This is a genomic window from Opitutia bacterium (assembly GCA_016217545.1).
Classification (GTDB): domain Bacteria; phylum Verrucomicrobiota; class Verrucomicrobiia; order Opitutales; family Opitutaceae; genus Didemnitutus.
Genome location: JACRHT010000016.1, coordinates 118,132 through 143,353, shown reverse-complemented (window position 1 = coordinate 143,353; position 25,222 = coordinate 118,132). Strand labels below are relative to the sequence as shown.

Annotated in this window: 20 protein-coding genes; 13 read left to right on the top strand and 7 right to left on the bottom strand. The window is 65.9% G+C overall.

Annotated elements, in window-relative coordinates; translation table 11 throughout:
- Positions 1-112: 112 nt before the first annotated feature.
- Positions 113-871: a DTW domain-containing protein gene (locus HZA32_13185; protein MBI5425025.1), complete on the bottom strand. Its 759-nt coding sequence runs from the start codon at positions 869-871 to the stop codon at positions 113-115.
- A gap of 262 nt (positions 872-1,133) precedes the next feature.
- Here HZA32_13185 and HZA32_13180 point away from each other — a divergent pair, with 262 nt between their 5' ends.
- The 6 genes from HZA32_13180 (at position 1,134) to HZA32_13155 (ending at position 11,573) form a co-directional block, all read left to right on the top strand.
- Complete coding sequence (locus HZA32_13180; GenBank protein ID MBI5425024.1) at positions 1,134-2,576, top strand: DEAD/DEAH box helicase; 1,443 nt, start codon at positions 1,134-1,136, stop codon at positions 2,574-2,576.
- A 177-nt stretch (positions 2,577-2,753) separates the two neighbouring features.
- On the top strand, positions 2,754-4,328 hold the full coding sequence (locus HZA32_13175) for a hypothetical protein (GenBank protein ID MBI5425023.1): 1,575 nt from the start codon (positions 2,754-2,756) through the stop codon (positions 4,326-4,328).
- Between the two features lie 67 nt (positions 4,329-4,395).
- Positions 4,396-6,978, top strand: a complete 2,583-nt coding sequence (locus HZA32_13170; protein MBI5425022.1) for a DUF3516 domain-containing protein — start codon at positions 4,396-4,398, stop codon at positions 6,976-6,978.
- A gap of 134 nt (positions 6,979-7,112) precedes the next feature.
- Positions 7,113-8,210, top strand: coding sequence for a DUF2911 domain-containing protein (locus tag HZA32_13165; protein ID MBI5425021.1), 1,098 nt, complete (start codon positions 7,113-7,115; stop codon positions 8,208-8,210).
- 266 nt (positions 8,211-8,476) lie between these two features.
- The gene (locus tag HZA32_13160) at positions 8,477-10,768 is read left to right on the top strand and encodes an NADP-dependent isocitrate dehydrogenase (protein MBI5425020.1); all 2,292 of its coding nucleotides are present in this window, start codon (positions 8,477-8,479) and stop codon (positions 10,766-10,768) included.
- A 64-nt stretch (positions 10,769-10,832) separates the two neighbouring features.
- Entirely contained in the window at positions 10,833-11,573 is a 741-nt protein-coding gene (locus tag HZA32_13155; GenBank protein ID MBI5425019.1) for a hypothetical protein, read from the top strand.
- 24 nt (positions 11,574-11,597) lie between these two features.
- On the opposite strand, the gene HZA32_13150 is transcribed toward HZA32_13155, so the two are convergent.
- From HZA32_13150 to HZA32_13140, 3 genes are all read right to left on the bottom strand, one after another.
- The gene (locus HZA32_13150; GenBank protein MBI5425018.1) at positions 11,598-12,509 is read right to left on the bottom strand and encodes a M50 family metallopeptidase; all 912 of its coding nucleotides are present in this window, start codon (positions 12,507-12,509) and stop codon (positions 11,598-11,600) included.
- A 70-nt stretch (positions 12,510-12,579) separates the two neighbouring features.
- Positions 12,580-13,746 carry an MFS transporter gene (locus tag HZA32_13145; protein MBI5425017.1) on the bottom strand — a complete coding sequence of 389 codons (1,167 nt, stop codon included), beginning with the start codon at positions 13,744-13,746 and terminating at the stop codon, positions 12,580-12,582.
- A gap of 66 nt (positions 13,747-13,812) precedes the next feature.
- Positions 13,813-14,685: an alpha/beta hydrolase gene (locus HZA32_13140; GenBank protein ID MBI5425016.1), complete on the bottom strand. Its 873-nt coding sequence runs from the start codon at positions 14,683-14,685 to the stop codon at positions 13,813-13,815.
- A gap of 116 nt (positions 14,686-14,801) precedes the next feature.
- Here HZA32_13140 and HZA32_13135 point away from each other — a divergent pair, with 116 nt between their 5' ends.
- The 3 genes from HZA32_13135 to HZA32_13125 all read left to right on the top strand — a co-directional run bounded on the left by HZA32_13135 (position 14,802) and on the right by HZA32_13125 (position 19,074).
- Positions 14,802-16,379, top strand: a complete 1,578-nt coding sequence (locus HZA32_13135; protein MBI5425015.1) for a TlpA family protein disulfide reductase — start codon at positions 14,802-14,804, stop codon at positions 16,377-16,379.
- 186 nt (positions 16,380-16,565) lie between these two features.
- Entirely contained in the window at positions 16,566-17,003 is a 438-nt protein-coding gene (locus HZA32_13130) for a VOC family protein (protein ID MBI5425014.1), read from the top strand.
- Between the two features lie 235 nt (positions 17,004-17,238).
- On the top strand, positions 17,239-19,074 hold the full coding sequence (locus tag HZA32_13125) for an IPT/TIG domain-containing protein (GenBank protein MBI5425013.1): 1,836 nt from the start codon (positions 17,239-17,241) through the stop codon (positions 19,072-19,074).
- A 204-nt stretch (positions 19,075-19,278) separates the two neighbouring features.
- Here HZA32_13125 and HZA32_13120 read toward each other — a convergent pair whose 3' ends face one another.
- A complete protein-coding gene (locus HZA32_13120; protein ID MBI5425012.1) occupies positions 19,279-19,725 on the bottom strand; it encodes an SRPBCC family protein in 447 nt (148 codons plus the stop codon).
- Positions 19,726-19,884: 159 nt separating this feature from the next.
- Between HZA32_13120 and HZA32_13115 the strand changes: the two genes are divergently transcribed.
- Positions 19,885-21,636 (top strand): hypothetical protein, encoded by a 1,752-nt coding sequence (locus HZA32_13115; GenBank protein ID MBI5425011.1) that lies wholly within the window; start codon positions 19,885-19,887, stop codon positions 21,634-21,636.
- A gap of 2 nt (positions 21,637-21,638) precedes the next feature.
- Here the strand turns inward: HZA32_13115 and HZA32_13110 are convergent, their stop codons facing one another.
- The gene (locus HZA32_13110) at positions 21,639-22,040 is read right to left on the bottom strand and encodes a helix-turn-helix transcriptional regulator (protein MBI5425010.1); all 402 of its coding nucleotides are present in this window, start codon (positions 22,038-22,040) and stop codon (positions 21,639-21,641) included.
- A gap of 145 nt (positions 22,041-22,185) precedes the next feature.
- Between HZA32_13110 and HZA32_13105 the strand changes: the two genes are divergently transcribed.
- Positions 22,186-23,040: an NAD(P)H-binding protein gene (locus HZA32_13105; protein ID MBI5425009.1), complete on the top strand. Its 855-nt coding sequence runs from the start codon at positions 22,186-22,188 to the stop codon at positions 23,038-23,040.
- Between the two features lie 4 nt (positions 23,041-23,044).
- On the opposite strand, the gene HZA32_13100 is transcribed toward HZA32_13105, so the two are convergent.
- A complete protein-coding gene (locus HZA32_13100) occupies positions 23,045-23,752 on the bottom strand; it encodes a DNA alkylation repair protein (protein ID MBI5425008.1) in 708 nt (235 codons plus the stop codon).
- A 123-nt stretch (positions 23,753-23,875) separates the two neighbouring features.
- On the opposite strand from HZA32_13100, the gene HZA32_13095 reads away from it, so the two are divergent.
- Together HZA32_13095 and HZA32_13090 are read left to right on the top strand one after the other, a co-directional pair.
- On the top strand, positions 23,876-24,181 hold the full coding sequence (locus HZA32_13095; GenBank protein MBI5425007.1) for a hypothetical protein: 306 nt from the start codon (positions 23,876-23,878) through the stop codon (positions 24,179-24,181).
- A gap of 123 nt (positions 24,182-24,304) precedes the next feature.
- On the top strand, positions 24,305-25,204 hold the full coding sequence (locus tag HZA32_13090; GenBank protein ID MBI5425006.1) for a kinase: 900 nt from the start codon (positions 24,305-24,307) through the stop codon (positions 25,202-25,204).
- Positions 25,205-25,222: the final 18 nt, after the last annotated feature.

The following is a 25,222-nucleotide window of genomic DNA, read 5'->3' as shown; positions in this document are numbered from 1 at the left end:
AGCGACTGCGGCTACAGATTTTTTGCCACTGCTGTCAGGGGGGCGAGCAAGGTGGAGCGCATTGCCCTCAATGCGCTGCTCACTCGAACGCGTTGACGTCGACGCCTTCCACCTACTGGCCGATCGCAGGGCTGCCCTGCCCTTCCGCCGGCCGCCTCAAAAAATTCTGCCGTCGCTCGCCGCTGCGCCCGCGCGCCGCCGTGCGCTCCTCCGGTGCGCTGTAGGCGCGGCGCCGATAGCCCGGCCGCTCCGGGTCCGCCGCGCACTTGAGCTGGTAGTCCTGCATCCGCGCGAACACGTCGAGCAGTTGCGCTTTGTCCGCGTAGTCGTCGAGCCCGGCGGTCTCCAACGCCAGCAACAGCTCATGCGTGGCTTCGAGTGTCGAGAGACAGCCTTCCTGCGGTTGCTGCTTGATGACGTAGCGGCTCGGCGCCGTGGGCGTGAACATCACGCGCGGCAACCGCTGCAAGCTCGGACTTAGTCGGAGCATCTTCCGCGCCCCGGCCCACGTCGCGTCGAGCAGGAACACCAACAGTCGCCGCGAGCCGAGCTGCCCGCGAAACGCTCCCAGCGTCGCCGCGTCCGCCGTCGAGAGATTCAGCGCCTCGCGTCCCGGATAAACGAGCACGCAGAGATTCGCCTCGTCGGCGATCAGCGCCTGCACCGCCTCGTCGCGGTCGAACTCGATGCCCATGTGCAGCTCGCTATTCTCGAGACACAGCCGCGTGAGCCTGCCCGTGGCGGCCTTCTCCTGCTTGAATTCCTTCGGGTGCATCAGGAACACGAACCGCGTCCGCGTCGCCATCGCGCGCAGCGTCGGGCACCAGCACAGCGCCTTGGGCCAGAAACAGCGGTAGCAAGTCTCCCTCATGCGCGGACACGGAGCGGGAAGGCGCGGAGATGTCGCGCGCCGACTGGCGCGTGTCCCGCTGAGATCGCGCAGGGATGATCGCCGCGCGCACGCAGTGAAGCTGGGCGGCGGCGGTCACAGAAACAGCGGTGGCTCATTTCACGGCTCATGTGCTCCAACGAACACACAACGCCGCCCCGATGCGAAGCCCGAACTGCGGGCGCGCCCCCGCTCCGCGCACTTTGAGGTTCCCTCGCTCGCGCCCGACCTGCATCCAGTCTTCATGCCGTTCGCCTCTCTCGGCCTCTCCGAGCCGCTCCTGCGCGCCATCGCCTCGCGTGGCTACGTCGCGCCCACGCCCGTGCAAGCCGCCGCGATCCCCGCCGTGTTGCGCGGCCTCGATGTGTGGGCCTCGGCGCAGACCGGCTCGGGCAAGACCGCCGCGTTCGCGCTGCCGATCCTCGAACACCTCGCGGCTCGCCGGCCGGGCGGTGCGCGCCGCGTCCACACGCTCGTGCTCGCGCCGACGCGCGAACTGGTCGCCCAAATCCGCGAATCCTTCCGCACCTACGCGCATCACTTGCCCGTTCCCGTCAAGACCCTCGCCGTCTTCGGCGGCGTCTCGATCAATCCCCAGATGATGGCCCTGCGCGGCGGCGCCGATGTCGTCGTGGCGACGCCGGGTCGCCTGCTCGACCTCATCAATCACAACGCGCTCTCGCTCGCCTCCGTCTCCACGCTCGTGCTCGACGAGGCGGATCGCCTCTTCGATCTCGGCTTCGCCGACGAACTCAACCGCATCCTCGGTCTCCTGCCGGCGCGGCGACAGAATCTCCTCTTCTCCGCCACCTTCCCACCCGAGGTGCAGGCGCTCGCCACCGCGCTGTTGCGCGACCCCGTGCGCATCGAAGTCGCCACCGAGCCGGCCACGAAACCCGACATCCTCCAGCGCGCGATCGAGGTGGACCCACCGCGCCGCACGCAACTCCTCCGCCACCTCATCGAAACCCACGACTGGTCCAGCGTGCTGGTGTTCGTCGCCACGAAATACGCCACCGAGCACGTCGCGGAAAAACTCCGCAAAGCCGGCCTCACCGCCACCGCGCTCCACGGCGAACTCAGCCAAGGCGCGCGCACGCAGGCGCTCGCCGATTTCAAGGCCGGCCAAGTCCGCGTCCTCCTTGCCACCGACGTCGCCGCGCGCGGCCTCGACATCGCGCGACTGCCCGTCGTCGTGAACTACGACCTTCCCCGCTCGCCCACCGACTACACGCACCGCATCGGGCGCACCGGCCGCGCCGGCGAGAGCGGCACTGCCGTCAGCTTCGTCAGCGCCGGCACGCACGCGCACTTCCGCCTGATCGAAAAACGCAACCACCTCGACGTGCCGCGCGAACAGATCGCAGGCTTCGAACCTGTCGAACTCGACGCGCCCGCGCCCAGCCCGACCGGCGGCATCAAGGGCAAGCGCCCGAACAAAAAAGACAAAGCCCGCGCCGCCGCCGCCCGCGCGCAAGGCCTCGCCGCCGACGGCGCGCCGCACGATCTCCCGCCGAGCGCTGCGCCGCTGGACACCGCGCACGGCGCATCGCCCAGCCTCACCAAGGCACCCGCGTCCAACGTTCCGCCGCGCAAGCCGGCCCGGAGCACGCCGTTCGCCGAACCGCTTTTCCCACTCGATCCACCGCGCGCCTCATTTCGCTTCCGCCCGCGCGGTCGCCCGTGAGTCGAAATCACAGGTGACGGACTGCGACTAGCCGAGCCCGCGGCACGGCTCGCGCGTGGGATTTCCCGCCCGGAGCCCCAGTCGCCCTACGCCAACCTCGCGCACCCTCTTCACCCTATCTGCGAGGCGTTTAAATCACTAAATTAACCCGCAGACTGGGCCGATTTAGCCGGGACCATGGTTACTGTTTCCCTTCGCGCCAAGCTCGTGGGGGCTATCCTCACGCCCGCCCTCGTGTTGGTGGCGTTTGTTGCCAGTCTCGTCTTTTTCGCCCGCCAAGTGGAGGCCACCGTCCGACAAGGTCGCGAGCGCTCGCTCCAACTCGCGCTGCTCGCGAAGGAGATGCAGCTGCACACCGTCCAGGTGCAGCAATTCCTCAGCGACATCTCAGCGACCCGCGGTCAGGACGGGCTCGACGACGGCTTCAAGGCGGCCGAGGAGCACGCCAACAGTTTTCGCACCAACGCCGCGACTTGCCGCGCCATTATTTCCGCGCAGGACGACCGCGCCGCGCAAGCGGAGCTCGCACGCATCGTCGCCGCCTTCGAGGAATACTATGAAGTCGGCCGGGAAATGGCGCGCCACTACGTCGCGGGCGGCCCGGCCGAGGGCAACAAATTCATGCCCGCCTTCGACGGCAAAGCCGGGACGCTCGGGCAGGCGCTCGATCCGTTCGTGCAACGCCACCTCGCCGAAATGGCGGGCTCGCTCGACTCGATCTCCAGCGACGTGCACCGACTGCGCAACATCGTCATCGTCGGCGGCGCGATCGCGTTCCTCTTCTCGCTGGCCTTCTTCTTCGCCACCCAGCGCTCCGTCATCAAGCCGCTCGTCTCGCTCGCAGTGGAACTCCAATCCAACGCCCACGAGACCGCCGCCGCCGCCGCGCAACTGCAAACCAGCGCGCAAACCGTCGCCGAAGGCGCTTCCGAACAATCGTGCTCGCTCGTGAATTCCAACGACGCCTTCGATCACGTCGCCGCCATGACGCGAGAGAACGCCGCTCGCACCAGCAAGAGCAGCGCCCTGATCAAGGAAGCGCGCCACACCGCCGACGAAGGACGCGGCGAACTCGAAACGATGGGCCAGGCGATGGAGGAAATCCGCGCCTCCAGCGACGCCATCGGCGACATCATCAAGAGCATGGATGAAATCGCCTTCCAGACGAACATCCTTGCGTTGAACGCCGCCGTCGAGGCCGCCCGCGCGGGCGAGGCCGGCCTGGGTTTCGCCGTCGTCGCGGAAGAAGTGCGCAATCTCGCGCAGCGCAGCGCCTCCGCCGCCAAGGACTCCGCCGCCAAGATCACCGCCGCCTCCGCCAAATCCGTCGAGGGCAAGGCCATCTCCGACAAGGTCAGCACGCGCATGGCCGACATCATCGGCAAGGTCCACCAGATCGACGACATCATGGGCGAAATCGTCGCCGCCTCCCACGCGCGCGACTCGCACATGCAGGAACTCAAGAAGTCGATGGACTCGATGGAAACCGTCACCCAGCAAAATGCGGCCGCCGCCGAGGAAAGCGCTAGCGCCGCCGTCGAACTCCAGAGCCAGGCCGATTCGCTGCACAAGATCGTCAACCACCTCGAGTGCGTCGTGTCCGGCCACGTCGTCACGGCCGACTTCGACGACATCCCCAAGCCCATCGAGTTGAAGATTCCCGATGGTCTCCTGAAGGCCGCCCAGGCCAAACCTCACGCGCCGCGCACGGCGCAGTCCGCGCCCACGGCGCACGCGCGCGCTCACGTCTGACCGCACCGCGCCGACACGCGCGCGCTCCTGACTTGTCAGCCCGACTCCGAGGCGTCGTGCTCGCGCGATGTCCTCGCCGCTCCCCGCTCCGCTCGCACCACTGCCCGGCCACCCGGCGGCCGACGTCGTGCTGGAGCGCTTCCTCGCCGCTATGTCGGCGCGCGGCATCTCGCTCTATCCTGAGCAGGAGGAGGCGATCCTCGCGCTCTTCGACGGCCAGAACGTCGTCCTCAACACGCCGACCGGCTCCGGCAAATCGCTCGTCGCCGCCGCGCTGCATTTCAAGGAGCTCTGCGCCGGTCGCCAGTCCGTCTACACCTGCCCGATCAAGGCGTTGGTGAACGAGAAATTCCTTTCCCTGTGCCGCGACTTCGGCCCGGAAAACGTCGGCATGATGACCGGCGACGCCTCGGTGAATCCGCACGCTCCCGTCCTCTGCTGCACCGCCGAGATCCTCGCCAACATCGCCCTCGCCCGCGGCGACCGCGCGCCCATCGGTGCGGTGATCATGGACGAGTTCCACTACTACTCGGACGCCGAGCGCGGCTACGCCTGGCAGGTGCCGCTGCTCACGTTGCCGCAAGCGCGCTTCCTCCTCATGTCGGCCACGCTCGGCTCGACGGAATTTTTCGAGAGGGAGATGACGAAGCTCACCGGCGCGCCGTCGCTCACCGTGCGCAGCGATCGCCGGCCCGTGCCGTTGACCTTCGAGTATTCCGAAACGCCGTTGCCCGAAAAGCTCGGCGATCTCCTCGCGTTGAATCGCGCGCCGATCTACCTCGTGCACTTTACTCAGCGCGCGGCGAGCGAAGCCGCGCAGGCGCTAATGAGCCTCAACGTCTGCACGAAGGACGAGAAGGCCGCCCTCGCGACGGAGTTGGAGCGCGTGAAATTCAACAGCCCCTACGGCCGCGACATGAAGCGCTGGCTGCGCCACGGCATCGGCGTCCACCACGCCGGTCTGCTGCCGAAATACCGCATCCTCGTCGAACAACTCGCGCAGAAAGGCCTGCTCAAACTCATCTGCGGCACCGACACGCTCGGCGTCGGCATCAACGTCCCGATCCGCACCGTCGTCTTCACCCAGCTCTGGAAATACGACGGCAGCAAGGCCGCGATCCTCAGCGTGCGCGACTTCCGCCAAGTCGCCGGGCGTGCCGGTCGCGCGGGCTACGACACCACTGGCTACGTCGTCGTGCAGGCGCCCGAGCACATCATCGCCAACAAGCAGGCCGAGGCCAAAGCCGCCGCCGACCCGGCGAAGAAAAAGAAACTCGTGAAGCAATCCGCGCCGGAAGGCAGCGTCGGTTGGGACGCGAAGACTTTCGAGCGCCTGATGACCGCGCCGTCCGAGGAGCTGCAATCGCGCTTCAGCGTCTCGCACGGGATGCTGTTGCTCATGCTCGGCCGCGACACCGACGGCTGCCGCGCGATGCAGCGTCTCATCCGCGACTGCCACGAGACCGCGACGAAGAAAAACGCGTTGCGCCGTCGCGCGTGGCAGCTCTTCCGCGCGCTCGTGGACCGCAAGATCGTCGAAATCCTCCCGCGCGACGCGCGCCCGCCATCCGGCCGCAAGCTCCGCGTGAACGTCGAGCTGCAGGACGATTTCTCCCTTCACCAAGCGCTCTCGCTCTACCTCATCGACACGCTGCCGCTGCTCGACCGCGAGAGCCCCGACTACCCTTTCAACGTCCTCACGCTCTGCGAAGCCATCGTCGAGGACCCCGACCAGATTCTCCGCAAGCAGGTGGACCGCCTGAAAACCGCCAAGCTCAACGAACTCAAAGCCGCCGGCGTCCCCTACGACGAGCGCATGGCCCAACTCGAGGAGATCACCGAGCACCCGAAGCCGCAGCGCGAGTTCCTCTACGACACCTTCAACGCCTTCGCCGCCGCGCACCCGTGGGTGGAGCAGGAGAACGTGCGGCCGAAGTCGATCGCGCGCGAGATGTTCGAGCGCTACATGTCCTTCGCCGACTACATCCGCGACTACGGCCTCGAACGCGGCGAGGGCCTGCTGCTGCGCCACCTCATGCAGACCTTCAAAGTCCTTTCGCAGACTGTGCCCGAGTCGTTCAAGACCGAGCCGGTGATCGAGATGGAGGACTATTTCCGCGAACTCATCCGCGGCATCGACTCGTCGCTGCTCGAGGAATGGGAGCGCCTGCGCAACCCCGAGTTCGTCGCCGCCGACGCCGCCGACAAGCCCGCGCGTCCGTCCAGCTTCGACGTCACGCGCGACGCCGCCGCGTTTCGCCGCACCGTGCGCATCGACGTGCTCGGCTTCCTGCAAGACGTCGCCTCGCGCGATTGGGAAGCCGCCGTCGCGCGCCTGGCGCCGATCGCCCCTGTAGCCGGGGCCGCCGACCCCGGCCTCACCGCGCTCGCCGAAGCCCGCCGCATCGAGAAATCCTTCGCCGCCTACTTCGACGCCCGCGAGCGCTTCCGCCTCGATCCCGAAGGCCGCTCCGCACTCAACACGCACATCGACGAGCACGACGACGGCACTTGGACCATCGCCCAAGTCCTCATCGACGCCGAGGACGCCAACGACTGGGAAGCCACCTTCACGCTCTCGCTCGCCGAGTCCCGCGCCGCCGCCGCGCCCGTGCTGCGCTTCCTCTCCGTCGCTCCGATCGGAGCATGAAGTAAACGCGCCTCCTGCCGTTGGACGGTTTTTCGTGCCGATTGGTCCTTCTGACGCGTTTCTGTCGCGAGTTGTCGATTTCACGATGTTCGCGCGCCGGAGGTTCCGCACACTTCCACCTTACTCCCCCAAAAATGAAAACTCGCCTCCTGTCGATCGGCCTGGCGCTCGTCGCCCCGGTCCTCGCCCAGAACCTCACGCTGCCCGCGGCTAGCTCGCGCGCCAGTGTTTCCCAAACCGTCGGCATCACCCGCATCAGCGTCGACTACGCCCGCCCTGCCGTGAACAAGCGCGAAGTCTGGGGCAAACTCGTCCCCTACGGCCTCGCCGATCTCGGTTACGGCACGACGCGCGAAGCCCCATGGCGCGCGGGCGCCGATATCAACACGAGCATCACTTTCCAGCACGACGTGCGCGTCGCCGGCCAGCCGCTCGCCGCCGGCGCCTATGGGCTGCATATGATTCTCGCTGCCGATGGCGGCGTGACCGTCGTCTTCTCCCGCGACCACGAAGCGTGGGGCAGCTTTTTCTACGACCCGGCACACGACGCCCTGCGCGTCCCCAGCAAGTTGGAGGACAGCGGCGCGCATCACGAATTGCTCACCTATGAGTTCACCGACGTCACGAAAACCGGCGCCGTGCTCTCGCTGCTTTGGGAGAAGAAGCGCATCGCGATCCCCGTCGCGGTCGACACCGACGCCGTGGTCGTTGCCTCGCTCAAGCGCGAGCTGACCGGCAGCAACGGTTTCGACGATCGCGCTTGGAGCGTCGCCTCGAACTACCTCGTCCAAAACAATCTCGATCTGAATCTCGCCCTCGAATGGGCCGACCGCGCGGTCGATCCGCGCACCGGTCAGGTCTCCTTCGCGGGTCTCTCGCAGAAGGCGATCGTGCTGGAAAAGCTCGGCCGTCACGCCGAAGCCGCCGCGGCCATGGACCAAGCCCTGCCGCTCGGCACCGCGCAGTTGATCCATCAATACGGCCACCGCCTCATCGGCGCGAAGCAGTTCGAGCGCGCGCTCGAGGTCTTCAAGTATAACGCCCAGCGCTTCCCGGATGTCTGGCCGGTGAACTACGGCTTGGCTCGCGGCTACAGCGGCGTCGGCAACTATCCGGCCGCGCTCGAGGCCCTGCTCAAGGCGCAGAAGCAGATCCCCGCCGGCGACACCGTCAACGCCGCCGCCATCGCCACGAACATCGAAAAGCTCAAACGCGGCGAAAACATCAACTAAGGCGCGCCGCCACCCGCCTTCGCGCCAACCCACTTCCGCTTCGCAAGGCCCGCGCCTCACCGCGCGGGCCTTTTGTTTGCCCGACGCCGGAGGACGCGAAGCCCTCGCCCTCCTTCGCTCGCTCGCCGCTCCGTTCGCGCAACAGCCGCACTTATCGCCCCGCCGTGAAAACTATCACGGCTGCCTCTGAGCACCGTATGCCCGGGGTTTGCCTTTGACCGGTTCGCGCTGGCCGGCCTACCGTGGCGGTCCCTCTCTCCACCACCATGTCCGCCCCGAAGCCGACCATCATCTACACGAAGACCGACGAAGCGCCCGCGCTCGCCACTTACTCGCTGCTGCCGATCGTGCAGGCGTTCACCAAGCACGCCGACATCGCTATCGAGACGCGCGACATCTCCGTCGCCGGCCGCATCATCGCCGTCTTCCCGGAGTTTCTGACCGAAGCGCAGCGTCAACCTGACCACCTCGCCGAACTCGGCGCGCTCACGCTCAAGCCCGAGGCGAACATCATCAAGCTCCCGAACATCTCCGCCTCGGTCCCGCAGCTCAAAGAGGCCATCGCCGAACTCCAAGCCCACGGCTACAAAGTCCCCGACTATCCCGAGACGCCCAAGACCGACGCCGAGAAGGACATCAAGGCGCGCTACGACAAGGTGAAGGGCTCCGCCGTCAATCCGGTCCTCCGCGAAGGCAACTCCGACCGCCGCGCCCCGAAGGCCGTGAAGGATTACGCCAAGAAGCACCCGCACTCCATGGGCAAATGGTCGCCCGACTCCAAGACCTCGGTCGCCACCATGGGCAAAGACGACTTCTTCGCCAATGAGAAGTCCGTCACGCTCGCCGCGGCCACGACTGCGCGCATCGAGTTCGTCCCAGCCGCTGTAGCCGGGGTCGCTGACCCCGGTGCGGTCAAGGTTTTCCTGCCGAAGCTCGCCCTCAAAGCCGGCGAGATTCTCGATGCTACTGTCATGCGCAAGGTCGCGCTCGTGTCGTTCTACGAACAGCAGATCGCCAAGGCCAAGGCCGACGGCGTGCTCTTCTCGCTCCACCTCAAGGCCACGATGATGAAGGTCTCCGACCCCGTCCTCTTCGGCCACTGCGTCCGCGTGTTCTTCAAGGATCTCCTCGCGAAACACGCCGCGACCTTCGCCGAACTCGGCGTCGACCTGAACAACGGCTTCGGCGACCTCGTCGAGAAACTCGCCAAACTCCCGGCCGACAAGAAGGCCGCGATCGAATCCGACATCGCCGCCGCCTACGCCGCCGGCCCGCAGGTCGCCATGGTCAACTCCGACCAGGGCATCACCAATCTCCACGTCCCGTCCGACGTCATCATCGACGCCTCGATGCCCGCGATGATCCGCGCCGGCGGCAAGATGTATGACCGCGCCGGCAAGCTCGCCGACGCTCTCTGCGTCATCCCCGACAGCGCCTACGCCGGCGTCTACGCCGCCACGATCGACTTCTGCAAAAAGAACGGCGCGCTCGACCCGAAGACGATGGGCTCCGTGCCGAACGTCGGCCTCATGGCCCAAGCCGCCGAGGAATACGGCTCGCACAACAAAACGTTCGTCGCCCCCGCCGCCGGCACCATCCGCGTCGTCGCTGTAGCCGGCCTCGCTGAGGCCGGTCCGGGGTCAACGACCCCGGCTACAACTACCGTCCTCCTTGAGCACTCCGTCGCCGAAGGCGACATCTGGCGCGCTTGCCAGACCAAGGACGCTCCGGTGCAAGACTGGGTGAAGCTCGCCGTTTCGCGCGCGCGCCTCAGCAACACGCCCGCCGTTTTCTGGCTCGACCAAGCTCGCGCGCACGACGCCCAGCTTATCGCCAAGATCGAGAAGTATCTCAAGAACCACGACCTCACCGGTCTCGACCTTCGTATCCTCCCGCCCGCCGAGGCGTGCAAGTTCTCCCTCGAGCGCATCGTCAAGGGCCTCGATACGATCAGCGTCACCGGCAACGTCCTTCGCGATTATCTCACGGACCTGTTCCCGATTCTCGAAGTCGGCACGAGCGCCAAGATGCTCTCGATCGTTCCGCTCATGAACGGCGGCGGCCTCTTCGAAACCGGCGCTGGCGGTTCCGCTCCGAAACACGTCGAGCAATTCACCCAGGAAAACTACCTGCGCTGGGACAGCCTCGGCGAGTTCTTCGCCCTCGCCGCTTCGTTCGAGCACCTGAGCATCGTCGCCTCGCACAAGAAGGCCAAGGTCCTCGCCGACACGCTCGACGCCGCCAACGGCAAGTTTCTCGAGAACGACAAGTCGCCCGGTCGCAAGCTCGGCACGATCGACAACCGCGGCAGCCACTTCTACCTCGCGCTCTACTGGGCCGAAGCGCTCGCGAGCCAGCACGTCGATGAGGAACTGCATCGCTGGTTCGTGCCGATCTACGCCGAACTTGCCGCTCAGGAAGAGACGATCGTGAAAGAACTCCTCGCCGTCCAAGGCAAGCCCGCCGAAATCGGTGGCTACTACCAGCCCGACGACGCGAAGGCTTCCGCCGCGCTCCGCCCGAGCAAGACCTTCAACGACATCCTCGCGCAGCTCTGAATTCCGCTGGCAACCGTCCTACTGAACCTAGAGTCGTGCGGGAGCTATTCGTCGACACAGCCTTATGGGCGAGTCATTCGACCAGCGCAGATTACTCGAGATCGCAGGAGAAGCCGGGGTTCTCACCAACTATCTGGCGAATCTCAGCCAGCGGGTAAGGAGTAGGCTGCCATCTACGGCGTCGCCAGGCGATCTGCGCGAAAAATCACTCTATCATCTCGCGATCACTTGCCATGATCTTGAGATTGGTTTCCGTCTCATCGCCGAGCACCTCGTGGATCCTTCTTGGTGGAGAAGATTTCCGAATTATGCCGACGGGACCGACGCTCAATTGATGGCAAATGCCTCCCATTTCCAGGCATTCACGGTGAGAGGAGTGTTTTTCAGTGCAGTTATGATCACAGAGAATTATTTCAGAGCGTTGCATCGGCTGCTGGTGAATCGATCAGCGGAAAATAGCACCATCGCCTGGTGGCAAATACGAAGGGACGTTCTAGAGAATCTGTCGATGTCCTCGCACATCGACATCCCACTCTTGGCGATCTTGTTCAACGTCAGGAATTGCATCCACAACAATGGCGTCTTCACTCAGGCCGACACGGAAGTCGAGTGGCGCAACATCAGACATAGATTTTCGCGAGGCCATCCGCCAAACTGTGTTCAACCGGCTTTTTTGCTGAGCGCCATCAGGCACCTCGGAGACTTGATGTTCGAGATGAGCGTCGCTGCAGCAGTGCTCCAATTGCGCGACGTTGAGAATCTATACGATCGGCTGGGAGCCAAACCGACTATAGATTTGCCCTAGAAAGGGCATTCGCAGAAGACGACCTTACGCATCCACGATCGTCGCGTCCCACGAGCGGTGCGGGCGCGCGCTCAGGCAATCCGGGCACGTGGTCTCCTTCTGCTCCGTTTGGCAGTGCGGACAAACCCCGCCGGTGGCGAACGCATCGAACGCGCCGCGACACGAGGCGCACAGCCACAGCGCCCCGCTCGGCGGCGACGCGTGGCACACCGGGCATTTGAACTCCGGCCGCCGCGGCAGTCGCTCGAACTTCACCAGCTCCCCCGCCGCCTTGTAGCTCTGCCACGATTGCGACAACAGGTAGAACGCGAGCACCCCCAGCCAAATCGATCGATCCCACAACGCGAGGCCCGCGAGCGCCACCCCGCCCACAAGTCCGACGATGGTCGCGATCTGCAGGCTGCGCGCCCGGCCGAGCGGATACCAGAGCAGCGAGCGCAGGATTTGCCCGCCATCGAGCGGGTAAACCGGCAGCACATTGAAGATCAGCAGGCTCACATCCATGATGATGAGCGCACGCATGAATCGCGCGAAGTCCGGCATCGCCTCGAACAACCCGGCCGCACCACAGGCCCACGCCGCGCCGATGAACACCGGCAACAGGACCACGTTGACCAGAGGGCCGGCCGCGATGCTCCACAGCGTCGCCCCCGGCCGTTGCGGCGGCGCCACGTAGGCCACGCCGCCCAGCGGCCACAGCACGATCTGATTCGCGCTGCCACCCACCTGCCGGCACGCCAGCGCGTGGCCGAACTCGTGCAGCGTCACCACCACGAAGAGCATCAGGTATTCGAACAGCGCCCACACGGGCGACTCGTAACCCGGCACGCGTTGCGAGACGGAATAGATCGCGACGATGAACCACGACCAATGCACGTGGACATCGATTCCTCGGAAGCGAAACAGACGAAAAGACCCTTGCTGGGTGGGCGACATGCGCGTGAAGGCAACAGCCCCGCCCCCGCAGTGCAACCCGGCAATCGCCGGCAAACACGCTGCACCGAATTCACGTCCGCCGATCCAGCCACCAAGCGGCGCCCACCAGCGCCACGATCAACGCGACGACGAGCACGACGATGCCTTCCAGCGCGCGTTGTGCGATCGCGCCGGCGAGCGCGGGAAACAACGCCGCACCGAGCGCGCCCGCGCCCGACTGCCGGCCAATGACCGTTTGCACCGCTGCCGGCGCGAAACGCCGCGGCACCTCGTGCATCAACCCCGGATAGATCGGCGCGAACCCGAGCCCCAGCAGCGCCAGCGAAACCGTTGCGACCGGCCCCGCGCCGCCCAACGCGAAACCGAGCACGCTCGCCGCCGCCAGCAACGTGCCCGCACGCACCGCCGCGCGATTCGTCCAGCGTCCGTGCACAAACCCGACGAGGATTCGCCCACCCGTGATCGCTCCGTAATAGCACGCCACCCACAGTGCGGCGCGCTCCGGCGCGAGTCCGCGGCTGGCGACGAGAATCGTGCCCGCCCAGAGCCCGATGCAAACTTCCGCCCCGGTGTAGAGCGCGAAAATCACCGTCGACAACCAGCCCGCGAACGATGACGCCGTGAGCGTCGGAGCGTTCCTCGTTTCCGTTCGCTGCGCGTCGGCCGCATGCTCCGGCACCTTCTCCCAGAGTCCAAGCGTCGCGAAGAACAGCACGGCCAATCCTCCTTGGATCGCCCCGATCAACAGGTATCCGGCGCGCCAGCCATGTGCGGCGGCCAACGCGTGCCCCATCAGCAACGGTCCGGTTGTCGCCCCGATGCCCCAGCACGCGTGCAGCCAGTTCATGTGCCGCCCCGAGTAGTGTCGCGCGACGTAACCATTGAGTCCCGCATCCACCGCGCCTCCGCCGAGCCCGAGCGGTATCGCGGCGCCGAAAAGCAGGGCCGCGCCGTGCGCCTGCGACAGCAGCAGCATCGCTCCGGAGGTCAGCAGGCAACTCACCAGCAGCACCGGACCGGTGCGAAACTTCGCGATCAGCCAGCCACTCGAGAATCCAGCGGTCGCCGTCATCAAGGTGCCGACAAACATCAACGCCCCCGCGAGACCGACCGGCAAACCCAACTCCGGATAGACCGCAGGCCACGCGACGCCCAGCGTTCCGTCGGGCAAACCGAGGCTCACGAATCCGAGATAGATGATGACCAGGAGAAGCCCGGCCGTGCGCGGCAGTGACATGATCACGCTCAGGTAAGCGCGCGAACCAACCGAATTCCAACTCCGTTTCTCCGCACCGTATGCCGCTCAGCGACTCGGCCCCGACTCCGGTGCCAGTGGTGCGAAGACGAAGGTCAGCCCGCGCACGTAGGACTCGAATTGCATGCCCGAGTGTCGCGCGCCTTCGATTATTCGAAACTGATAAGCGAGACCCTCGGGACGATGGGCGGTGAGGTGTTCGTTGAATCGGGTGACGCCGCCGAGGAAACCGGGCGACTCGTCGCCGCCGCCGCTCACGAACAAGCGCACGGGCAACGGACGCTTCGTCGCGGCGAATCGGTCCGCGTAACCCAGCAGCCAATCGTCGCCGAAGACCACGGCCGGCGACGCGGCAATGTAGCCCGTGAACAGCTCGGGCTTCGTATACATCGCGTAGAGGGCGAAGAGGCCGCCCATCGATGCGCCCGCCAACACCCGGTGCGCCGGATCGGTGCGATACTCGCGTTCGACGAAGGGGATGATCTCGCTCTCGAGCACGCGCAGAAAGTCCGCAGCATGCCCCGAGTCCGCGGCGTCGTCACCCTGCCCCAGCGGCACCGGCGACAGTTCCCACCGGCGCAGGCGATCGTAGTCCAGTTTCTCGCCCGCGTAGCCGAGTCCCACGATGATGAACTCGGGCGCCACCCGGTCGTAGACCAGCGAGCCGCGGATCGCGTCGATCTTTTGAAAATCCCAGTAGGCATCCGTCACGAAGACGACCGGGTAGCGCCGCGTCGGGTGCTCGCGGTAGCTGCCGGGCAGGCCGATGTGCAACTGGTAGGTGCGGCCGTGCGCGTTCGTCGGCAACGCCCGGAGCTCCGAGTTCGGGACGACGTGCGGCGAAAATCTCGGCGCTTCCGCAGGCAACGCAGACGCGCTCACCGCGACGAAAATGATCAACCGGGCAACCAGGGATTTCATGGGACAACAACGTAGGCCGCCGCGCCACACGCGACGGCGACTTCCGCAGGTTAACTGTCGCACGCGCACCGTCAAATCCGCCTCGCCCGCGCGCGCCGGGCGTGATTTTTCGAGGCATGCGCGCGCTGCTTCTCCTCCTGGCCGCCGGCTGCCTGTCGAACGTCGCCGCGCGAGCGGCGAACGAAATTATCCTTCGCGCGGCCGACGCCCAGCTCACCGCTCCGATGCAGCGGATCGACGGCGCGCTCCAGCAGCCCGAGAAAACGTCGCTGGCGCAGTCCGGCACTGCGGTGTTCGTCGTCACCCTGCCGGAGGCCGGCGACTATTTCATCGAAGCCGAGGTGAACGCACCCAGCAGCGACGCGAACTCATTCTACATCAATTTCGATGCCGCGCCGGAAGACCCGACGATGATTTGGGATATTCGAAAAACCTACGACTTTGATCGACGCCCGGTCACATGGCGCGGCAAAGGCGGCGTCGATGACGACGAGTTCGATCCGAAGTTCTTTTCCCTCTCCGCCGGCGAGCATCGATTGATCGTCGCGGGACGCGAACCGGCGAAGCTCCGAAGCCTCGCCATCAAGCGTTACCTCAAGCCCGCGTCGGGCACGCTGGCTTCCATCCAGGAACAATACGCCCGGCAGCAAAACGCGCTTTTCCACGCCCTGTTTCGATTGGACGACAACGCCGCCGGTGAAGCCGCCGCGGCGAAGCTCTACGCCCAAGCGCGCGAAGATCGCGAGCGACTAAACGAAGCGGCCATCGAGCTTGCGGCCGCCCGCCGCGATTTCCCCGATGGCGTGGCGGCAGTGGAGTGGACCCTGCGCAGCGGCGGAGCCCTCGATCATCCTTCGGGCGCGCGCCTCATCGAACTTCTGCGCACCGACTACCTCGCGCGTCCGGACATCGGCCCTTCCCTCGCCTACCTTGCCCACTACCGGCTCTGGTCGGACGATCCGCGACGGCGATCCGTCGTCGCGCTCTTCCAAGCCGCGATCGACAAGAATCCGAGCCGGGACGTTCGGGCCCAAGCCGCACTCGGGCTGGCGAACTACGGGAAGGACGATTTCGACGAGTTGGAACGCACGGGCGATTCTGGGGCGGCAGCGCTAGGCGCGCGCCGCGCCGTCGAGGCCATGGAAGCCGTCCAACGCGACTACGCGGACGCGCCCTATCTTCTCGACGCGGCATACATCGAAACGATCGGCGCGGAGGCCGCCAGCCAGCTCGTCGAATTGCGCACATTGCGCGTCGGCCTGCCGGCGCCGGAGATTGCGGATGAGGATTTGGACGGTGCGCGATTCAAGCTGAGCGACTATCGCGGCAAGGTCGTGCTGCTCGTCTTCTGGGGCACGTGGTGCGGACCGTGCATGGCTGCGGTCCCGCGCGAACGGGCTCTCGTTGAGAAATTTCAAGGCCGTCCGTTCGCCATCGTCGGCGTGAACAGCGACTCGAACAAGGATCGCGCGCGCCGCGCTATTGCGCAGGAGCACATGACCTGGCGCTCGTTCTGGAACGGCGACGATAGCCACATTTCCAAGGCGTGGAACGTGAAAGGCTGGCCGACTGTTTACCTGATCGACCATCGGGGAGTGATTCGCCGGCGGGTGTTCGTGGCCAGCGACTCGATCGACCCAGTCGTTGCCGAAGCCGAGCGCGACATGCTGTCTTCGGCGGAGCCGCACCGCTAGGCCGTGTGGCCCCGACCGCCTCGCGCGCGGTCCCAGGGAACGACGCCTGACGGCGGTTCGCCAGCCGCGCTACAACGCGATTTTCTTGATGATTCATGGCTTTTCCGGGGCGTTCATCGATGAATTGTCGCGGCCGCGCGCGGCGACACCTCAGCCTCCGGCCTGTCCTTAACCAACCTCATCACCATGGCCCGCGTCTCCACCTACCTCAACTTCGCCCGCGAAACCGAAGCAGCGTTCACGTTCTACAAGTCGGTTTTCCAAACCGAGTTTGCCGGTCCCATCATGCGCTTCACCGACGGTCCTCCGTGCCCGGGCGCACCCGCGCTCGCCGAGGCCGACAAACAACTCGTGATGCACGTCGCCCTGCCGACGATCGGCGGGCACATGCTCATGGGCACCGACGCTCCGCCGTCGATGGGCTTCACCGTGAACATCGGGAACAACATCTGCATCAATCTCGAGCCCGACACGCGTGCGGAAACGGATCGGCTTTTCGCCGCGCTCGCGGTCGGCGGCAAGGTCGAGATGGCGCTGCAAGAGATGTTCTGGGGCGCCTACTGGGGCACGCTCACGGACAAGTTCGGTGTGAAGTGGATGTTCAATTGCATGGAGAAGAAGTGAGCCTCGCCTGAGCCGCGCGCTCACCGGAAAATCAGCAGTATGGTTCCGGCGAGTGGGAGCGCGCGCGCTCGCTCGCTCGCCAAGCGCGCCTTTCATCGCCGATTTGCGCGCGCAGGGGGAAATAATTCACGCGACGTGACATCTTCTGCATGCGATTCGCGCATGTAGGGTGCCTGCACACGGGCGCACGCGAAATTCGCGCTCCCATCAACCGTCACTCCGTCCCCCTGCCTCCATGTCCAATAGTTCCGCCACTATCGCCACCGTCACCGGTGTTTCACCCACTTCAGGTCCCGTCGCTGGCGGCACCCTCATCACGATCACTGGCACCGGTCTTTCCGGCGCCACGGCCGTGATCTTCGGCAAGGTTCAGGGCAAGGTCATCAGCGCCTCCGATACCCAGGTGACGGCCACGACCCCTTCGATGCCCAGCACGGGCACGTGGGACGTGCGCGTCAACGTCCCCACTGGCAAGACGCCGGACAATCCGAGCGTGACGTTCCAGTTCGAAACGGCGGCCCCGCAAAACGTCCAGTTCGTCGTCGTGAACAAGACCGGCGTGCCCAACGATCTCGTCTACGTGAAGTTTCTCGGCGCCAATATCGCGGCGAACTCACTGGCGCAGAACTACGCCGGCACGGTCCCGCTGGCCAACGGCGGCCAAACCTCGAGCCAATCCTACAGCCTCGCGGAGATGACCTCGCAGCTCGCGCTGCCTGCGTTGCCCGATCCCGTCGCCAATTTCACGCTCAACAGCTACTCCGGCGGCCGGATCTATTTCAGCCTCATCAACGAACTCAACTCGACCACGATACCCGCAGCGCAGAACCCGAACGATCCGGATTTCTCCACCGTCTACGCCTACGTCGAACCGTCCGTCTTCCCCACTCCCGCCACCGGCAGCACCAACATCGACGCCTCCTACGTCGACTTCGTCGGAATACCGGTCTCCATCGCGATCAAGAACGCGACGACCGGCGCCCTCGCCAACCCGCCGGCGAACAACCCCCTCACCAGTCCGTCGGGCATGCCCCTCTTCAACGCGCTGACGAGCGACTCCAATGTCCCGACCGGCACGCAAGTCGCGGCGAGCGGTTCGGCGACCAGCACCAACGGCACCACCTACACCATCTCCCAGACGGCGCGCATCCTTTCGCCGTCGCTCTACGATGCGTCGATGATCAGTGGCGCGACGCCGTATCACGGCTGGACCGGCTCGGGCAGCCTCATCGACAACCTCCGTGCGAACGTCACCGCACTCAACGTGTCGAGCTATGTCACCTCGGATCAAAACGTCAGCGTTCCCACCGGCACGCTGTTCGGGTTCGCGGGCAGCACCGGCACTTCGATCATCTCCTCCCAGTGGCTCGCGGCGCAGAGCTATAGCATGACCGCCACCGCCGTCTCCGATCTCAATCCCAACAAGGCAAACCCGCGCATTCCCCAGCTGGCCGGAGTATCGGGCATCATTCTCTCGGGGAGTGGCTCGACCGTGGGTGCTTTCAGCATCTACCTCACGGATCAGGATCTCGACGCGCCCACCGGCATCTACGGCGCCAACCCGCCCTACATTGTCGACTGGACCAGCGAGCCCACTCCGACTGCCTACCCCTACAACAGCATCGCGAACGATCTGAGCGGACGCATCGTCGGCGATCTGCTCGCGGGCTTCAACTTCGGCTGGGCCGCCTGCACCACCACCGTCGCCGCGCAGGCCCAAAGCAGCGGCACCGCCGCCAACCTCACTGGCTCGGTGTTCGACGTGAACACCGGCGCGCTGGCCAACACCGCGATCGGTCAACTGTCCACCGGCCAGTTCTTCTACCTGCTCTCGCTCCAGCCCACCACGGCCGACGTGGCGCTGTGGTTCGGCTCCAACCTCCAGCCGAGCAACGCCAATTTCTACAACAACTACGCGAGCGATTTCCAGAGCCTGACCAACGCCTACAACATGGCCTTCACGGACCGCCTGCAGGGCTCAAGCGATCCCGACATGTTCTTCTCCAACGGCTCCACCAACTACGTCGAGATCACGCTGCTCCCCGGCGCATACACCGTCGCGTCCTCCTGATCTCCACGCCGCCGCTTGCCGATCCGGTGCGATCCTGGGTCGGCAACGCTACGTCCTCGGCACTCGCCGGTGAGCTCGCGCGAGTGCCACGCATCGGCGACAGCCAACGACCTTGGTCCGCGACGCAATCGCGAGTGCCGCTCCAAAGCCGATCGCACGGAACGCGTGAAGCCGCGCTCCGTTTGTCGGCGGACGGTGCGCGGGTCACTGCTTGATGGCCGGCTCGACCACTTGCGCGAGTTGGAGGAGCGACTCCTGCCAACCGAGATAGCACATCTCAGCCGGGATCGCCTCCGGAATATCCGTTTGCGCGATGCTCACGTCGGTGCCGCAGAGCACCGGTTTCAAGTCGATCGTCACCGTCATTTCGCCCGGGAGATTTGGGTCGTCGAATTTGTCCGTGTAGCGAATCCGCTGACCGGGCACGAGTTCGTGATAGGTGCCGCCGAACGAGTGCGATTGTCCCGTCGTGAAATTAGTGAACGCCATCTTGAAGGTCCCGCCGACCTTGGCGTCGCAGTGAAACATGCGGGCGGTGAAGCCGAATGGCGGCAACCATTTGCACATGGCATCGGCATCGATGAAGGCGCGATAGATTTTTTCCGGCGCGGCGCGCAGGACGCGGTGAAGGTGGACGGCGTTCGTGGACATGGCGTGGAGTTTTTCAGGATTCAGGGTTTCGTGCGGTTTCAACTGCTCGACGTTTGAAACCCTGGACAACGGACACCGTCATGGAAAGAGCGGCTCATCCGAGGTTCCGATTGCCCCAATCCAACCGGGACGATTTCCTCCGATGTCGCCTTTTCACCCATGAACGTCGCCCCTCTCTCGTTCCGGCGTCTTCTCGCGCCAACGCTGCTTCTCGGTCTCGCGGTCGCCCTCGGTCTCGATTCCTCCGCGGCCGATGACGTGAAGGTCGAAGGCAAGACCGTCGACCTGCCGGACTTCACCGTCACCGACAGCCGCGTGCTGCCCGAGGCGGCGCCGTGGCACTATGGCCGCATCGGGCGCTTCGAGGTGCTTTCGAGCACGACCGAGGGACGCACGCGCAAGCTCATCGCGGATTTCCAGAAATTCCAGCAAGCCCTCACGCTGCTCTGGCCCGCGCCGCCCAAACCCCTCGCGAGCGCCACCCTCGTGCTTTGCGCGCGTGAGGGTGAGTTCGCCTCTCTGTTGCCAGCGAGCGCCGAGCCAAAACAGGACGCGCCACCGAGCCGGCTCCTGCGCGACGCCGAGTCGCTCACCATCGCCGTCAACCTCGCCGCCGATCGCCTGCTCATCGACGACGCCACCGCGCTCGCCGCCACCGGCGCGACTTCCATCGAACTCGATGTCGATCACGCGCAACTGCTCTATCGCGAATACATTTTCTCCCTCCTCACTCAGACCGCGAGTCGCCCACCCGCCTGGATGGCCGAGGGCCTGGCGCAAATCGTGATGGATGCCGAGGTGACCGACCGCTGGCTCACTTACGGGAAGATCGACACCTACAAAGGCGGTGCGACCGGCGGCGAGAGCATCGGCGCCGATGAGTCGGATCCGTCCGCCAGTGGCGCCGCGGTGGTCGGCGAGCAGCCGTTCAACGTCGTGTTGCGTCACCGGAAGCTGATGCCGCTCGCGCAGTTTTTCGCCATCACCGCCGACGCCCCCGAAGCCCGCTCCCCGCTCGGCAACAACCTCTGGGCCAAGCAGGCCTACCTGTTCGTCCACTTCTGCCTCTTCGGCGAGAACCTCCGCTACCGCGACGCCATTGCCCAGTTCGTCGGCCGACTCGGCCGCGAGCCGTTGAGCGAATCGCTTTTCCGCGAGTGTTTCAAAACCGGCTTCGCGCAGATGGAAGAAGAACTCCGCGCCTACATCCGGCACGTGCGCCACAAATACCAGACCTACGACATCAAGCCGGAAGACCGCCTCAACGCGAAGGACATCGTGCTCGCCGACGCCAGTCCCGCGCAAATCGGCGTCATCCTCGGCGACGCCCAGCGCCTCGCCGGCAATCTCGACCGCGCCGCCGCGACCTACCGCGAAGCCTACCAACGCGGCAGCCGCGCCCCGGCGTTGCTCGCTGGCCTCGCCGTCACCGAAGCGCACGCCGGGCAGGCCGAGCGCGCGGCGAAATTTCTGGAAGCCGCCTGTGCCGCCCACGTCGATCGCCCCTCACCGTATGCTGCGCTGGCCCGCGCTCGCTTGGCCGCCGCTCTCGCCCACCCCGCGGCCGGGACAAAGCTCGACGCGGCGCAAATGGCGTCCGTGCTCGGGCTGGTGTTCGAGGCGCGCCAGCACACGCCGTTGATCGCCGAGACCTACCACGTCGCCGCCGATGCCTGGGCCGCCAGCGCCGCCGCGCCGAAGGTGGACAATCTCGCCGTGCTCGACGAGGGCCTGAAGGCCTTTCCCCGCGACAGCGCGCTCGTCCTCAAAGGCGCGCGACTCTACGCCAGCATCGGCGCCAACGACATTGCCGCCTCGATCGCGCGGATGGGCACGCGCTTCGCCGTCGACGCGGAAGCCCGCCGCTCGTTCGAACAACTCCTGGCAACGCTGCCGGCCGCGTCCCGATAGCGTCAGAGCGCCGTGACGGCTGCGGGAGGCACGTAGGCCTTGCGCGCCTTTCGCACACGCGCGTGGTTCTCCGTCGCCCAGCGCACGAGCGGTTTCACCCGGGCCAGCAGCGACTCCCCGAGTTCGGTGAGCGTGTATTCGACCCGGGGAGGAATCGTCGGAAATACTTCGCGCGTCACGTAGCCATCCCGCTCCAACGTCCGCAAGGTCTGGGCGAGCATCCGTTGCGAGATGTCGCCGATCGCCCGCTTCAGCTCGGTAAAGCGCAACGTGCCGCCCTCGAGTGCGCTGAGTGTCAGCAGACTCCAGCGGTCTCCGATGCAGTCGAGAACATCGCGGACCGGGCAACGCTCTTCGCGGCCGGAGCCCGGTTCGACGGGAGGTAAGGCAAGGCTGGCAGGCATGGCGGTTGGTTACGGAAAGGTAACCGAGTAACGAGAAACGCTCCTCTTGTGGAAACGGGCCCGTGTCGGTATTCTTTCGTAACCAAGGGCGGGCCGAGCACCGACGCAAGCGTCGATTGCCGTCCGTCCGCCACTCCATCCTTCCATGATCGCCATCACCGCCGCCACCGGCCAACTCGGGCAGCTCGTCGTCGAGCAGCTCCTCACTCAAGTCCCCGCCGCACAAGTTGTCGCGGTCGTCCGCGACCCCGCCCGAGCCGCCGCGCTCGCCGCGCGTGGGGTGACCGTTCGCGCCGCCAGCTACGACGACGCCGCAGCGCTCGACCGCGCCCTCGCCGGCATCGAGAAAGTCCTGCTGATCTCCGGCAACGAATTCGGACGTCGCACGCGGCAGCACGCGAACGTCATCGCCGCCGCGAGTCGCGCCGGCGCGCGCCTCCTCGTCTACACGAGTTTGCTCCGCGCGGACGCGACGCCGCTCGATCTCGGCCCCGAACATTTCGCCACCGAGCAGACCATCCAGCGATCGGGCCTGCCCTACATGATCCTTCGCAATGGTTGGTATCATGAGAATTACACCGCTAGCATCCCGGCCGCACTGGCGCACGGCGCCTTCGTCGGCAGCGCTGGCGCGGGACGCATCGCCTCCGCTGCCCGCGCCGACTATGCGGCGGCTGCCGTCGTCGCGTTGACCGGCGGCGCCGAACTCAACCGCACCTACGAGCTGGCCGGGGACAGCGCCTACACGCTCGCCGAACTCGCCGCCGAGCTCTCCCGACAAACCGGTAAAACCATTCCTTACGTCAACCTGCCCGAGGCGCAGTTTGCCGAGATCCTGCTCAAGGCCGGACTTCCGCCTCCGCTCGCGCATGGCATCGCTTCTTGGGACACCGGCGCCTCGCAAGGCGCATTGTTCGACGACCAGAAGGTCCTCAGCCGTCTGATCAGGCGACCCACCACGCCGCTCGCTGACGCCATCCGCGCCGCGCTCGCCCGCTGAGCGTTCAGCAGCGCACCGTTTTCCGCTTCGGTGCCACCGCCGCGCCACGACGCGACTTCATGATGTAGCTCTCGGCCTCGGGAATTTTGCAGTCAGTGTCGCCGACATCGACGGCGACGGGGCCGATTTTCCGCGCGGCCGCAATGGCCTTGTCGCCGAGCGGCGCGACGTAAGTGCCGACGGCGATCACGAAATAGTTCATCTGCTGCCGCACGCGGTCGGGTTGCGCGTGGATCGTCTTCACCACGCGATCGAGCAACGCGGTCAAAAGCTTCATGTCCAGCTCGGCATCGGCGTGAGTCGTCACCCAAGCGCCGAGCGTGGACCAACCCGCTTGCGCCAACGCCTCCTTCTTCGCGTCGATCCATTGGAGCGCGAGCGTAAGACCGTCGGGATTCTCGGACGCCACCCACGGAACGATGGTATTCGAGATCATCCGCCACGCCGCCTTGTCCGCCCAGCTCTGCAATTCCTTCCGCGACATCTTCGCGCCGTCGGCCACGATTCCCGCGAGGTATTGCGCGTCGCCGTTTCCCGTCGCGTAGAGTTCGAGCGCGAGCGCTTGGTCGCCCTTGATCTTCTTGGCGATCACTTTCAGGTCGGCAACCTTCACGCCGAAGAACGGCTCCTTGGCACCATGCTTCAGGAAGATCCGCTTCGTCGCCTCGCTCCCCTTCGCCTCCAGCTCGGCCAGCACGTCTTTGAGTTGCATGGCTCGTCTTGCTAGCCGCGTCGGCCCGCAACGCACTTCAATTTTCAGGCACGCGAATTAAAACTGCCTTCCCTTCCCGGAATTCCCTCTAGCCATTTGTCGGTCTCGGCGGATAGTCGGCGCATGCAACCGCGCTACCCTCGTGAAGCCCTCCGCAAAATCATCGAGCAGGCCATGATCTATCAATGCGCGTGTCCGGCGCAGATCTGCAAGGCGATCGGTCAGATGCGCGAGTTGCACAAATACCAGCAGGAATGCCTCGTGGACCAGAACACGGATCGCCTCGTCCACGAGCGCATCGCACTTGCCGCCGAAAAGGCCCACGCCGAACTCGAGCAATGCCTCGCCGACGTCCTCCACCTTGAGGGCTGGAACGTCGAGACACTCGAGATGCCGGCCGACCTCGCGAAGCGCCGGCGCGCCACTTAGGAGACCTGACCGCCCGCGCGCCGCAGCCCGACAGACGAGAATGCGACGACGCGAGCCCGCACCGCCGCTCACTCGTTCCATCTTCACGATGACTCGCCGGCACTGCTCGCCCCCTCGCGCACCATGAACGCCTCGGCCCCGCACATTCTCTGCATCGGCTCGGTGCTCTGGGATATCATCGGCCGCTCGCCGCACGGCATGGCCCACGGCGCGGACGTTCCCGGTCGCATCACTCGCGTCCCGGGCGGCGTCGCGATGAACATCGCCATGACGCTGCGCAAACTCGGGCTGCGGCCCGCGGTGCTCACCGTGATCGGGCGCGACGCCGAGGGCGACGAACTCATCGCCGTTTGCCAGCGGCTCGGGATCGATGCCCAATTCGCCTACCGCTCGCCGGACAGACCCACCGATCGCTACATGGCGGTGGAGGACCTCCATGGCTTGGTCGCTGCGATCGCCGACGCGCATTCGCTCGAAGCGGCCGGAGATCGGATTCTCGCTCCGTTGGCGGATGGACGGCTCGGCAGTGCCGCGCGTCCGTGGGCCGGACTCATCGCAATCGACGGCAATCTCACCACGGCGCTGCTGGCGGAGATCGCGCGCTCGTCGCTGTTCGTCGCCGCGGACCTGCGCGTGGCGCCGGCAAGTCCGGGCAAGGCCGAGCGGTTGCAGTCCTTGCTCGGACATCCTCGCGCCACGCTCTACGTGAATCTCGAGGAGGCCGGCCTGCTCTGCGACACGCGATTCGACGACGCCATCACCGCCGCGCGCGGCTTGCTCGACCGCGGGGCCGCCCGCGTGCTCGTGACGGCCGGAGACCGCGAATGCTGCGACGGCGCGCGCGGCGCGGAGTTCGTCTGCGGCGTGCCGGAGAAGGTGCGGGTCCATCGCGTCACCGGTGCCGGCGATGTTTTCATGGGCGCGCACCTCGTCGCGGAACGCGCCGGAGCGGACCGAGAGGCCGCGCTCGCGGCTGCCCTGCGCGCGGCGAGCGCCCACGTCGCGGGCGAAATCGGCACGTGAGGAACGACTTGGCTTCCG